This window comes from Pedobacter rhizosphaerae, assembly GCF_900111155.1.
Classification (GTDB): domain Bacteria; phylum Bacteroidota; class Bacteroidia; order Sphingobacteriales; family Sphingobacteriaceae; genus Pedobacter; species Pedobacter rhizosphaerae.
On sequence record NZ_FOGG01000020.1, the window covers coordinates 51958 to 66291 of the forward strand.

8 protein-coding genes are annotated in these 14334 nt (G+C 40.5%); all 8 read left to right on the top strand.

Going from position 1 to position 14334, the window contains the following annotated elements; genetic code table 11:
- Nucleotides 1-1731, top strand: coding sequence for a DNA phosphorothioation-dependent restriction protein DptF (gene dptF / locus BMX11_RS15955; RefSeq protein WP_090886035.1), 1731 nt, complete (start codon nt 1-3; stop codon nt 1729-1731).
- The gene (dptG, locus tag BMX11_RS15960; protein ID WP_090886037.1) at nt 1728-3143 is read left to right on the top strand and encodes a DNA phosphorothioation-dependent restriction protein DptG; all 1416 of its coding nucleotides are present in this window, start codon (nt 1728-1730) and stop codon (nt 3141-3143) included. Before dptF ends, dptG begins: the two co-directional genes overlap by 4 nt.
- On the top strand, nt 3140-8287 hold the full coding sequence (gene dptH, locus BMX11_RS15965) for a DNA phosphorothioation-dependent restriction protein DptH (protein WP_090886039.1): 5148 nt from the start codon (nt 3140-3142) through the stop codon (nt 8285-8287). Before dptG ends, dptH begins: the two co-directional genes overlap by 4 nt.
- 108 nt (nt 8288-8395) lie before the next feature.
- Entirely contained in the window at nt 8396-9718 is a 1323-nt protein-coding gene (gene dndC, locus BMX11_RS15970) for a DNA phosphorothioation system sulfurtransferase DndC (protein ID WP_090886041.1), read from the top strand.
- Entirely contained in the window at nt 9718-11790 is a 2073-nt protein-coding gene (locus BMX11_RS15975; protein WP_090886043.1) for an AAA family ATPase, read from the top strand. Before dndC ends, BMX11_RS15975 begins: the two co-directional genes overlap by 1 nt.
- The gene (locus BMX11_RS15980; RefSeq protein WP_090886045.1) at nt 11780-12178 is read left to right on the top strand and encodes a DndE family protein; all 399 of its coding nucleotides are present in this window, start codon (nt 11780-11782) and stop codon (nt 12176-12178) included. The genes BMX11_RS15975 and BMX11_RS15980 overlap by 11 nt, the downstream gene beginning before the upstream one ends.
- Before the next feature lie 37 nt (nt 12179-12215).
- Complete coding sequence (locus tag BMX11_RS15985) at nt 12216-13307, top strand: hypothetical protein (protein WP_090886047.1); 1092 nt, start codon at nt 12216-12218, stop codon at nt 13305-13307.
- Nucleotides 13294-14277, top strand: a complete 984-nt coding sequence (locus tag BMX11_RS15990; RefSeq protein ID WP_090886049.1) for a hypothetical protein — start codon at nt 13294-13296, stop codon at nt 14275-14277. The genes BMX11_RS15985 and BMX11_RS15990 overlap by 14 nt, the downstream gene beginning before the upstream one ends.
- The last annotated feature ends 57 nt before the right edge of the window (nt 14278-14334 follow it).

The following is a 14334-nucleotide window of genomic DNA, read 5'->3' on the forward strand; positions in this document are numbered from 1 at the left end:
ATGGCACTTAAAAAATTACTAGACACGCTGAAGCTGTCAGCTAAGGAAGCCGTGGTGGACGGTGAACATGCTTCATTAAGCGAGCTGAAGCGGTATCTCCACGTCGAAAGAAAAATTGAAAAGGATCTTAGTTCATTGATCCTGGAATCAGGTTCCAGGGACCAATCGAGCTTGATCTTGGTTCTGGGAAATGTGGGAGATGGAAAATCTCACCTTTTGGCCAGGATGTGGGAAATGCACAAGGAAATCCTTGATACTTTTAAGGTATATAACGATGCAACTGAAAGTCGGTCAAAGCACAAAAGTTATCTTGAAAACTTGGCCGAGGTATTCTCTCCTTACCGCGATGGAGAACTTTCTACTGGAAAGCAGATCGTAAAGACCATTATCGCAATCAATCTGGGGACGCTTGCTAATTTTCTTGAACATGTTGGGGAAGAGTTCAACGGACTTAGAAAATATGTAGAGGATTGGCGGTTGATTGACCCTGAAAATACTGATTCCGCTCCTCCGGTAAATGACCACTTTTTTTCTGTCAATCTAACCGATTATCAAATTTTCGATCTCCAACCTGACGGGGCTAGATCTAATGTTCTTTTAGAGGTGATCAGGCGAATTGTTGCGAAAAATGCAGACAACCCTTTTTATGCCGCGTTTTTGCAGGATTATAAGGAAGATAGTGCTGAAAGCTATTGTCCGATCCGTTATAATTTTGAAATGCTTGGTTTGCCAAGTGTGCAGACCGCCCTTAGTGAGCTGATTGTCAAAACGGTTTTGGTAGACAAGCTTATTATATCGGTCCGTTTATTGATGAACCTGGTTTATGATTTGATTGTGCCGGCTGAATTTGCTCAAATGAATGATGAAGAGATTCATCAGCGCGTTATAGAAGCAAAATACCAGAAAGATTTTTACAGTCATACCTTGCCTGTGTTATTGTTTGAAAGTGGTTCAACTTCAAATATCCTTAAGAGTATTTCTGGATATGATCCTGTGGATGGAGGAAGTGAGGAACTGGATGAAAAAATTATTAAGATCGGAACATCCGATAATAGAAGAGATTATTTTGTGATAGATAAACTATTGCAGGATAAAGATCCCTTGTTTCGGGTTATACAGCTCTTAGATACCGCTCAAACCATTTCACTTTACCTTCGGCTGAGATTTTTGAAAATCGATAGTGTTAAATTGGCCGCCAGTCCTTTCGATCTCTACATCAAGTACCTTTACCTTTATAATTCTGGTGATATCAAAGCGATGTTACCGCTCTATAAAGAGGTACAGAATGCAATCTATTTGTGGAACGGGTTGACCTTTGGAAACAGCGCCAGAATTAATTTGAATATCGGCCGTAAACAGAGCCTATTCCAGATCAGCCAAAAGCTGGAATTGCAATTCGTCCCTACAACAATTTTAGCGATGTCTGATGCAAGCAAATTTTCTAGCAACCTTAGTTTAGCATTCAAGGTATTGCCACATGAAAAGATTTTTTCTCTTTCGATTGATCTCCCTCTATATGAATTGATTGCGAAGATCAACAATGGCTATAGGCCGAACAGAATCGATAAAAGCCTTCAGGTTAAGTTCACTCAATTTGTAAATGATGTCAGCAAATTTGAAGCGCAGAACAAAGAGCTGATGATTCAGGAATTCACTGGCGAAAATAAGCAGGTTTTTACCCTTCAGTTTACTCCAGGTTTTGACGATTTCCAATTTAAGAAGAACGCATGAGATTTAAGATAGATACAGAAGGATTTAAGAAAAATCTTTTCCTTAAAGATACTTTTAGGCATAAGCCGGGCAAGGTGATTAAAGTTTTCCCTTTTATTGCAAATGCTACCTCTCTTCGTGAAGAAGAAGTGAAGTTAGCGCTAATAGATTTTAAAGGGGTTGCAGGTGCCTGCTTCCGCGAAGCAATGGGGCTGTCTCAGAATGCAGATTTTGATAAAGATAAATTTATTGCTGTTGTCTGTGAAAAGGCAGGAGCACCGGGAGATCCTAATTTAAAAAATATTTTAGAAAGCGTAGCCTTCGATGAACACGGGCAGTTGGTACTTTTTGACGTACTGGTTTATCCTCACATCAGACATTCAAAGTTCAACCCGACTTTGACCAATATTGCAAAATGCCTATATTCTGTTTTTTTTGATCTCAACGAGCAACAGAACTTAAAAAGCCTGGCCAATAAAGATCCAGACAACCTGCTCTATAAACTGATCTTGTTATGCCTGCCAGCAGATGAGAAAGAGGAAAATGTGCATGAACGTTATGTGATGGCCTCAGAGAAAACGAAAGCATTGTTTAAAAAAGATCTTCAGACTTTGCTATCGCAGCCGGATCTGTTTGTCAACAGTTTTCATCAGTTGCTCAAATTCTATTTTTTCAGATACATTACCGACCTCACCATTGAACTGAATAGTTTTTTTGATCAACCTACTGATAAGCTGTTCTTTTCAGTACAGTGGGAGAAGCTTCAGGATTACAGGTTGCCTATCACCAATGGTTGGAAGATGTTTGAAAATCACGTAGAGAAGATCTTTTCCCATGCTGTGAATCTGGAAATGATCAACTATATAGAAGGTTTTCAGGATGGCCCCCTAACTTACCAACAGATCTCTGTTCACCTTGCCTCAATGGACAAAGATGAAAAAGACGAGTTGAAAGAAGCCTTGAACGAGCTTAAAGAGATGTACAAAGAAGGGATTAAGGATGTGAACTGGGGTAATTTTTCACCTTCGCAGGTCGATACCGATGAGGCTACCGTGCAGAGGGCAATCATTGAACTCTTTGAGATGATCGAGTTTCAGTTTGGACAGAGTAACAGAGAAAGGGCAAAGGAAGCTTATCAGCAATGGATGATCGATTTTACCAATTTCAACTTTTCTAGAAAGCGCGGGAAATTAGGGCTGTCTTTAGCACTGAACCAGGAACAGTTGCTGCTACTGACACGGTTATGCGTGGGAAATCATGATCGGATCAGGTTAAATCAGCTATGGGATGAGCTTGAACAGAGAGGGGTAAGATTTGATAATGTTTCCAGGGACCATGTGCTAAGTTATTACGAAAAAATCAATTTACTGGAAAAGAAAAGTGATAGCGGTGATGCCCAGTATATCAGCAAATTTAATCCCACAATGTTATGATCGAGACTAAAGAATATATATACGATTACATATCAGAGGTTTTGCTTGATTATCTCAGCAAGAACCACATTTCTCCAGGTGAAAAATTCCATATTAAATACGAACAGGCAGAACAAGTTTTCGAGCAGTATAATGCCTTGGAAGATATCGCAAAAAGAGATGGTTATGATGTGGCGCCTTTTACCCATGAAGATTACCATACCTATAGTATCAAGCTTGCCGGTTGTCGATTGGTCATTGCAGCGAGTGCTCCGGATGTTAGCGAAGATTTTTTGACTGGACTCAGAAATCAGATTTCAGACGGCAAAGAGAATTTTGAAGGGGCTGCAATTCTTTTTATCCATAATACCTCATTGGACAGCATTGTAGGCGGCTGTAAAAGTTTGTCCGAGACTTCTAAGCCACTCAATGTAAATTATGTTCGTGATAAAATAAAAAACCAGATCCAGCAGGATCCGCATTTTTCTAAAAGTGACAAATTAGTGCTCAGGTTTCGCATCGATGATTCGGCTGAAGATCGGGATGACGATTTTTCGCTTTTTAATTATTCTATTTTCCTGCGCATTTTAGGAAAAAAGAAGATCGAGCTAGAAGATTATGCAAAACTAGGCCTTTTCCCTGATCGGGGACTTAAAACTGTCTCGGATGAGGACGGTCTTAAACGACTGTTCAAAAATGAAGAATGGTTCGATCAAGTTAGTAATGGACATCAATATGGTGGCCTGGATAAAATTTTAGAAAGACAGTTTAGTCAGGAAGGGGTTACAAAACTTTCTCGTCCACAAGACTGGATGAATGAAGACCTAACAGATGTTTCCAATTGGAACACAGAAAGGAACAAAACAACCAATATTACCTATTCTCCTAATGTAACGGAACTAACAGACGACCTGTTAACCTGTTGGGATAGTGCAGATGGAGATAGCCTGGCCAAAGAGCGGATTAGGCATATCTTGATTTTCAACCACCAATTGCTCGCCAGAGTTAATTTTTCGCTCAATTTTGATGGACGCCTTAGAAAAGAAGGACTTAGTCAACCGAAAAATCTGACCGGAAGTGAATATAGCATCAGCGGGAGAAAAATTCAGATGACGATGATCGCTGGCGATCACGAAGGAGTTGTGATGAAGAGTATTTCTTATACGCAACCGGGCTTCTCTTCAAAATTTGTCTTCAATTTTCTCATTGTACCTTTTAAGGCACAGATTTTACTGGGCATCAAGTCCTTTTACCGCATAAAAGGCAAACCCAATGACTGGCACCTTTTACTTAAAACTAAAGATGCCATAACTTTTAATCCTGGTCAGGAGTCCGTGCTGAGCGAAAAAATCCGAGAGGACTCGGTGTTTACTCTTAACGAGGGACGAAGCCTGGTGCTACAACCAGATGTTGTTCTTTCAGATAGCGAAATAGAGGATATTAAGTTTTCAATCCAATATGAAGATTTGATAATTCCGCTTCATTTGGCGGTTGATAATGAGGTGCCGCAATTTATCTCCGCACAGGAGGTGAGGGAGAAAAAGATCGTCGGGGGTTCCTTTACTTACACAAGTGTAAGCGAAAAAGATAAGATTACTGTTACCCTTAGCCAGGGTACTAAAAGATATTATGTTAAAGAAGAGTTTCGCGAGAATTTAGCTTTCGAACAATCAATTATCAATGCAGATTACCTGGCCTTTTATCAGCATTTGGACAACAATCTTTTACCGAAGGAGGATATACTTGTAGATCATTCGGTACGCCAGGCATATCTGGCGCTTTTGGAATATTTCCGTATCCATAGGCTTTTGCCTAGCCTTGCCCAGCTCACTCCAACTCTTCATGATTTATACAGCACATTTCTTGGGAGCTTTTTACAAGCTTTAGAAGGAATCGAAACCGGAAAGGCACTCCATCATAACCAGGGCGATCTGCTTCGGATCGGGAGCGTCGAGATGACCTCGGGTAATAAAATGCTCAAGCTATCTCCGTTGCATCCTATTAATATCGCTTATTTGCTCAAAGTGACCGAGAAGTTAAATGGAGAAGAACTGGCCTCTTATCTGTTTAAAAGGTTAAGACCGATCAACCTTGTGCCCTATATCAAAGGAAACCAAAAGAAATCTGGAGACGGGCATTATTATTACCAGCCGATCGAGCATACCGGGTCAAGAGAGTGGCTGTACTATTTTTGTGATGAGGTGTACGCTCAACAGGTATCCAAACACTTCGTTCCAGATCTGGTACATAAAAAACTCGATCAGTTCCTAAAACATTTTGCTTATCTGTTTGTGGGGCAACGCTCGGTCCTAAAAATTAATGTTTTCAATCAAGGGGACTGTAGCGAGATTGTACAGGGCATTTTAAGCTATTACGCCAAGTTCTTTAGGCAGGAAAAGCTGAAAGCTGATGATGCAGTTTCTATCCAGGTAAAGATATACGGATCGCATGGATACATGACTAAATTTGAAGAACTGACGCTATGTGATCAGGTGGAGAATCTGGAAAAATCATTCGATATCAAGCTTCCTTTTGTGCCAGATCCCGATGAGTTATTTGATCTGTACAGTAAAAAACTCACTTTTTTTAAAGTAGAAGACGGCAATGAATATTCCTACGCCCATCTTTCTTTTTATCAGTTTGCCCCTTCGCAAGTTGCCAAAAATGCCAACAATATTTTTGAAATACCATCAGGGGTGAGCCTTGATGGGTTAATGGCTGACGTGCCTTCGGTATTCCAGCGTGATTCATTTAGGACAGGTTTCGGTGCTGAGGGGAGAGAGGTGGAAAATGGTTCTTTTTTAGGATTGATCAATAAATTGAACAGCTATGCCAAAGTTGTTAATAGCCATGATCAGTACAATCCAAACGAGGCAATAGGTTTTGTGATCAACAAAAATGCAAGTAATCAGCTTGAGGGCATATATTCCAACAGTCAGTGGGTGACTTTTATCGAGCCCAAGGTTGACCTCACTTTTTTTAAATCCTTCAAGGATATCGTTATTATTCACTATAGTGACCAATACAATAATGCCAGTGGCTATGATGCGATAACTATCACCAGTAAATGGATCCCCTACAAGGCGACCATTCAGGAAGTTTTCCGCCAGCAGGAAGAGGAAATATCGGATGAGGCATTGATCCATGTAATCGATCAGTTTAATGCAATCAATGGCGAGTGGTTGCTTGATCTGAATACGCCTACCAAAAATGCAGGTTATTTCAGAATGGAAAAATTGAGTATGCTCAGCGCAGTCAAATCTATGCTCGCTATTCTTGATCATCCCGATATTACCTGGGTGCCTATATCTCTCGAAGAGATTCTGCGGGTATCGGGAGCAGTAGGATTAAAGCAGGCAGACGGGCTATTTTCTGCTAAGAACCTAGGTAGTGAGGGGGTGCATTCAGATGATTTGTTATTTGTCGGATTGGAGGAAACTGATGGTGAGCTAGCGATGTATCTTTATCCTGTCGAGGTTAAAATTGGGAATATAGATCCTGCAACAATTCTGAAAGCAAAGGAGCAGAGTGCTAAAACGGCAGGCCTGCTTAGAAAATATCTGATGGATGAAGACAGACTTGCCGCGAAAATTTATCGGAACTTTTTTGCGAAATTAATGTTGATCAGTGCTGAAAAGTTTGCTTTGTATAACGTCTGGCCAGAATATAGCGAAAAGTGGCAGTCCATAGCCAGTCATAAGGCCAGACTGCTGAATGATGATTTCAGAATCCTAAACACCTTGGATAGACATATCGGTTACTTTGGTGTGCTGGCTTTTAAGTGGGCCAGCGAATTTATGAGCCGTTCGATTGCTTATGATGATGACGGCTGTATTGTGACCCTGCTAAAAGGGGATTCGCTGCGCGCGCTGCATGAGGGGGTGAGCATTTTAAGAAATGAATTGGATACAGAAACATTAGATTCCATTAAAGCCAAATCGTTGCTCCGTCACCGGTATTTAGATAGCGACGAAGTAGATGAATTCGAAAGTAAACCTGCCCTTCAGCTTGAAATCGAATTGCTCCAAGATGATGAAGATGGATTTGATGTTGGTACAACCACGCTGACCTTTAACAAACTAGCTCAGACAGATATCATCAAGATCTATAGTGCAGTATATGAAAAGTTAACTGCGATAGGTATTGGAATTATAAAAGATCTTCCAGGTGACATTCATTTCTTTGAGGGACCAGCTTTTTACCGTTTCGAAATTAGGCCCGCGCCTGGTACGCTGATTAAAAAGCTGAAATCCGCCACAGAGGAACTCAATATCGCCCTCGAGCTTCCAGAAGGTTCGAGTGTAAGGATATTTTCTGACCTGGGCAAAATCTGGTTAGAGGCGCCCAAATCGGAAGATCAGAAAGTTACCGTTACCACTGAGCATCTCTGGTCCAGGTTTGTTAAAAATGAGGATTTTAGGATACCTTTTGGGGTTGATATAGAAGGAAACGTGAGCACGGTAAACCTATCATCATCCAATTCGCCGCATCTTTTACTCGCTGGCACAACGGGGTCTGGCAAATCTGTAGTGCTCGATACGCTAATCCGGAGTGCAGCGCACTTTTATTCACCGGCAGAGCTTCGGTTATATCTGGTTGATCCCAAGGGTAATGAGTTAATCGATTTTGAAGATCTAGAGCATACGCCAAGGCCTAACGGCATGTCCTCTGAAGAGGCTATTGCTTTATTAGAGGAAGCAGTGCAGGAAATGGATCGTCGATACGTATTATTTAGAACTATTCGGGAATCATCGGGTAGGGCAGCAAAAGACATAAATGACTACAACAGTTTTGTCTCAGCAGAGAAAGCATTGCTTTTACCACGCTGGCTGATTGTCTTGGATGAGTATTCGGACCTGCTGGATGAAAATCCTGCAAACAAAAGTACTATTGAACTTTTATTGAAACGGCTTGCCCAGAAAGCAAGGGCTGCTGGAATTCATGTTATTGTGGCAACGCAAAAACCACTTGTCAACATTATCAGTTCAGCAATTAAATCTAATCTTCCAGGGGTGATTGCACTTCGGGTGAGAACCGCTGTTGATAGCAGGGTGATTTTAGATGATGCTGGAGCAGAAACGCTTGCCGGTAGAGGAGATGCTTTATTCAAAAACGGAACTGGAAAAATGGTACGGATACAATGTGCGATATACGATCCAGGTTAATAAGTGGAAAAATATTGTTCGTGGATGACTTTGTTTAGCGCTATTATAAGCTAAATTTGTAGCCAAGGACAAAACCGTTCGGTTTGTCCTTGGTTTAAAAGATACACTATGGCATTGGATGTAAAATGGATTGAATCCGAAATCGAGGATCAATACCTTAATGATGAAAATACCAGGCCCTGGATTATAGGGTTTTCTGGCGGGAAGGATTCCACTATGCTCTTGCAAATGGTGTGGAATAGCTTGCTCAAAATTCCAGCTGAGCTCCGCAAACGCGATATTTACGTGGTATGTAATGATACCCTTGTCGAAAATCCAAAAATTGCGGGTTTTATTCATCAGACCTTAGATAAAATACAGATCGCTGCGGCTAAACAGGGGCTCCCCCTTACAGTGCACCAGACTACGCCGAAGTTGGAGGATACTTTTTGGGTAAATCTATTGGGTAAAGGTTATCCTGCTCCGAATAATACTTTTAGGTGGTGTACTGACCGGCTAAAGATTAATCCAACCACTGAATTTATTCGGGCCAAGATATCAGAGGTAGGTGAGGCGATTATCTTACTGGGAACGCGCAGTGATGAGAGTTCCACGCGTGCCAGAAGTATAAATAATAATAAAATACATATAGACAGTGAAAGACTCCGCCGTCACGTTTTGCCCAATGCATTCGTGTTTGCACCAATCAAGGATGTGGAAACGCCCGAAGTCTGGACCTATTTGTTACAGGTGAATCCGCCATGGGGTGGGTCGCACCGCAGTTTGGTTACCCTATACAACAATGCCACAGGAGGGGATTGTCCACTGGTCATCGACACGACCACCCCGAGTTGTGGAAACAGTAGATTCGGATGCTGGGTATGTACAGTTGTGAAGAAGGACAAATCAATGGATGCCTTGATCGACAATGGTGAGGAATGGATGGAACCGCTAGCTGATTTTCGCGATCTTTTGCAAGAAAACAGAAATAACAGGGATTGGCGCCAAAAATGGGGACGTAATCAGACTGAAGAAGAGGAAGATGAAGAACGTTGGGGGCCTTACCTCCCAGAAAAAAGAGCGGAAATGCTACTTAAGCTATTACAGGCTCAAAAACAGGTGCAGCGTAGTGAACCTGATATGGTAATTATTAACTATCAGGAACTGGTAGCCATCCAGGTCACCTGGCACCGGGACTCGATCTTCAATCATAGCGTTGCGGATATTTATAATCAGGTTTATGGTACTGATCTTGCGAGATCGGAATTCAATAATCAGGAGATCTTTGAAAAAGAAATACTCAAAGAAGTTTGCGCTGAGCAGAAGGATTTTGACCTGATTAATGAACTTTTGCAGATTCAGAAGTCCAGATATATCCTGGTCAATAATTATGGTCTCCAGCACGATATAGAGAATCATCTTGAAACCCATGCCCGTAAAAATATTCGCTAATGTTTATTGAAAAAATCACTTTTAACAACTTTAGGGTCTACTATGGTGAAAATCCGGTGGTGCTCTCTAAGATAAAAGATCAACATATTAGTATCATTGCCGGGAATAACGGCTTTGGTAAAACCTCGTTTTTGACAGGTCTGGTGTGGGGTTTGTATGGTAAGCTAATGGCCGATGTAGACCTTCGCTATCGTCAGGAGATTCATGAATCTGGTGGATACAAACGGTATTGCGAGAAATTGATGAATAAATTTGCTGCAGGTTCGAGTGTGGAAGGATCGGAAAATGAGATCTTTAGTGTTGCGCTTGAATTTACTGACCTATTAATTCCTACAGTTCCTTGCGAGCGGGTAAGTATAGTGAGATCTTACAATGTCCGAACGCATCAGGAAAAAGTAGAGATTTTGATTGATGGTATTGTAAACGAACTTACCAAAGGCGTTGGTCCAGAGATTTTTATAAATGATTTTATCCTGCCGAAAGAAATTGCAAAATTTTTCTTTTTCGATGCAGAGAAAATAGTATCTCTTTCAGATATCAAAACCGCTGAAGAAAAGAAATTTCTAAGCCAGGCTTATGCTGAGGTATTGGGAATAAAAAAATATACTGACCTGAAGATAAATTTAGAGAACGTCAGAATGCGTTTGAGAAATAAATCTGCCAACAAAAGTGACCGGGATCGGTTGGCTAAGTTGCAAAGTCAGGTTGTTCAGAATGAAAAACTGATCAGTCTGCATCAGGAAGAACTGGAAGAGAAATCTGAGATGATCCTTCAGCGCAGGCTGGCTTCTGATAAATACCAGGAGCAGTTGATCCGCGAGGGAAGCGGTATCAGTATTGAACAGTTGAAGATGTTGAAGGAATCCCAGCAGGATCTCAACGTTCAGATTGCCCAAAACAAGGTGCTTTTCAATGATATTTTAGAACTCGCGCCCTTTGCTATAGCAGCCGCCAAGGTGCTGAAGGTTAAGGAACAGTTACAAACGGAATTGAATCAAAGTGCACTTTCTCATTCCATACTTAGTGAGAAATATGAGCTGATCAAGTCTTTGCTTGAGGATAGGGCCAGTAAGATTAAATTGGACTCAGCCGCTAAGACAGAGCTGATTGGCATGATAGGAGATGCCCTTCTACCTACTGCGGTTTCTGAACAGCGCGTGCTGCTGGATTTTAGTGCTGATCAACAGAACCGGTTCTTAGCAATGTTTGATAACTTAGGTAATTCTTTTAGTAAATATTTCAGGCAGCTCATTGCAGATCAAAAACGGCTGCAAAGCAGTTATTATCTGGTTAATCGAAAACTAAACGATGCAGAATCCAAGGAGAAAGATTCTGTAGTCAGTGCAATTAGGCAAAAGAAGCTCACCACTGATCAACAGATACTGGAGTTGGAGGAAAATATTGTGCAGCTTCATGCTAAGATTTCCAATCTAAATAGTGAAAACCAGTCTTTTTCCCGTCAGATTTCAGAACTCGCTAAGCATGTGAAACTGGAAGCGGTGGATCAGGAAAAGGATGTATTGGCTCAGCGTACCATTGAGCAGTTAAATCAGTTTATTACCCGTCTTAAGACACAGAAAAAATCTTCGTTGGAAAAAAATATACAGCGTGAGCTAAATAGGTTGATGCATAAAAGCGATTTTGTGGGTAGGGTTGGGGTAACTATAGCTGGGGAGATTATTGATATTGATCTGTATGATCACTTTGATCAGATTATTGATAAAGACATGTTATCCAAAGGAGAACAGCAACTTTATGCAACTGCTTTGTTGACTGCATTAATTCAGGAATCTAACATACATTTCCCTGTGTTTATTGATAGTCCGTTGCAAAAATTTGATAAACTGCATTCTAGAAATATTATCAAGGAATTCTATCCACATATTGCAGATCAGGTAGTGCTGTTTCCGCTGTTGCAGAAGGAACTTAATGAGGAGGAATATCAATGGTTGCTTCCCAATGTTGGGGCATCCTACCTAATCAATCAATCTGCTAAGTATCAATCCGGATTTTTAACAGTACAACCCAAAGACCTTTTTTTACACCTAAATCAGCCAGTAAATGTTCAGTAGTATCAAGACCTCTAAGTCTAATAAGGAATTGGTAACCAAACTGACCAATAAGTTAAATCTTGGCGCTGAAAATGTTATTGCAAGACTGGCTTACACTTATTCATTGGCGCAGGATGCTAGAATGAATTTGGATGAGATCTTGGATTCATCAGGTAAGGAGTATAGTCTAAAGGTTCTCTTCGGAGAGTATGCAGAATATTATATAGCGCTTGTATGTGTACATTATAACATATATAAAGGAGATAAAGATGTTGCCAGATATGTTAAGATGCATATCGATCATGGTTTGGAAGCTATTTTCAATGAGGTGGAAAGCAAAAGTTCGATTTCTGGAAACGATTTTATGGTTAACCAGGTCGAAATCGGACTGGGTTTTCTTGAACGATAAGGAAAAAAATAGCATTTTCGTACAATAATAAAGTAACATGCCAGAAGCAGCACAGTTTAGATCTATCCCTTTAGGAGAACTTTTCCTTGACCCGGTCAACCCCAGATTGCCAAAATCTATGCACAATAAAAGTGAGCAGGAGATTTTGGAGTACATGTTACTTGATGCATCACTGGTGGAATTGATGTTAGCCATTGGCACCAACGGATACTTTCCTGGAGAACAACTTTTAGTAGCACCTGAGGGAGCTGGATTTAAGGTAATTGAAGGAAATAGACGGTTGTCTGCAGTTAAACTATTAAATAATCCTGAACTCGCTACTGTTCAACGTCAAAAGATTGAGCAGGTGATGGAAGACGTTGACCCTGCAAAAATTCCAAATGAAATTCCTTGTCTGATATTTTCAAATGAAAATGAAATTCACAACTATTTAGGATATCGTCATATTACAGGTGTAAAGGAATGGAAGCTTCTTGAGAAAGCGAGGTATCTCTACGGTCTTAAAACCGGAAACTTCAATAGTTTGTCGATGGAGAATTCCTCCCGGGAGATTGCTAAGATGATTGGTAGCAGAACAGATTATGTTAGAAGGGTTTTGGTAGGTTTTGAAGTATATAAAAATATTGAAGATCAAGCCTTTTACCGCATAAGGGGCTTAGACGATACCAGTTTTTATTTTAATTATATCGCTGATAGTTTGAACAAAAACAACATCGTTGCCTTTCTAGGTGTTGACTTTTCCCATGAAAATCCAGTCGAAAATTTAGAGCAGGATAACCTTAAACAATGGACTAGTTGGTTATTTGAGAAGAATAGTGAAAATGTTACCAGATTGAACGGTTCAAGCAGTAATCTAAATAAGCTGAATAGTATTCTGGGTAATGGGAATGCTACTAAGGCTTTTGTTGAAGGAATGCCTTTAGATCGGGCATTTGAATTGACAGAAGACCTCAGTGAAATTTTTCGAAAGGCAATCACCTCAAGTCTTTCCAACTTGGAGCAGGCAGACAGTATTGTTCATCGGGTAAATGACTTTTATTCTGGCGCTGAGGAGGATTTGCTGACGATCAGAAAATTAACTACAAAAATCAAAAACTCAATGGATTCCGCTGCCGATGAAAGATTTTGATGCAAATTTGAAAAAGCAGTTCAAAGAACTTAAGGCGCTCAATCCTGATGAACCCAAACATTTGGAACATCTTTATGCTGATTTTGTTGAATTGGTTACCCTATTTGCTGCTGCTGGAAGCTTCGTCAGTACAGCGGATATTTTAGATCGTTTAAAGGATGAGGGAGCTATCGTTACCGATGATGATATGGAGGATGCGGATCAGGCAGAGGAGAATGATAAGCAGGAGGCCTGGGTTGATGAAATTTTTAGGGTGCTTGAGCAGCGTTCCAATACTTATGGAAACGATTATCCTTTCGATTTAAGTCATAGAAGAATTACCCTCGCAGATAAGCTTACGTTTAAAAATAAGCTTTACCTGTTCTTGTTAGCCAGTGCAAATTTGAAGATTTTTAAGGCTGTTAAATCAAGCCTGACTTCTGACTTTGAGGCTGTTTCATTTTATGCTTTGAGTAATTATCTCTCAGATAGGGCCATTGTTAAGCAATTTGGCAAACAAAGTGATTATATCGGAACAGCGCGAGAGAAAATAACAAAGTTAGCAGAAGATCTGAAGGTAGAACTTAACCAAATGGAGCTTGATAACGTTTCCGAGCAGAACAAAATGGAACGTGGGCTGGATGTGATTGGCTGGCTGCCCTTTGAGGATGGATGTCCCAACATGATTACTATTTTGGGGCAATGTGCCTGTGGGCGTGACTGGCATTTAAAGTATCACGATACCAAAAGATTTGAAAACTATCTATCTTTTTATAAAAAGAATCCGATCCATGCCATGTTTATTCCCTATGCACTAGTTGGCAAACAACAGGGACGTACCTTTTACCGGTCAGATGATATAGAAAAAGATACCATGCTTTTTGAACGCAAACGGATTACTGAATTATTTTCCGAGGAAGAATTTTTCAATACCTTGGAATCAAAATCGGTCGTCGACCAATGCTTACTTTTTACTGAAGATATTGTCTGAACGTTTATTTTTTTAAGGCGGTCACAAAGATCCAATCAGTGATGGATCCGATTTAAT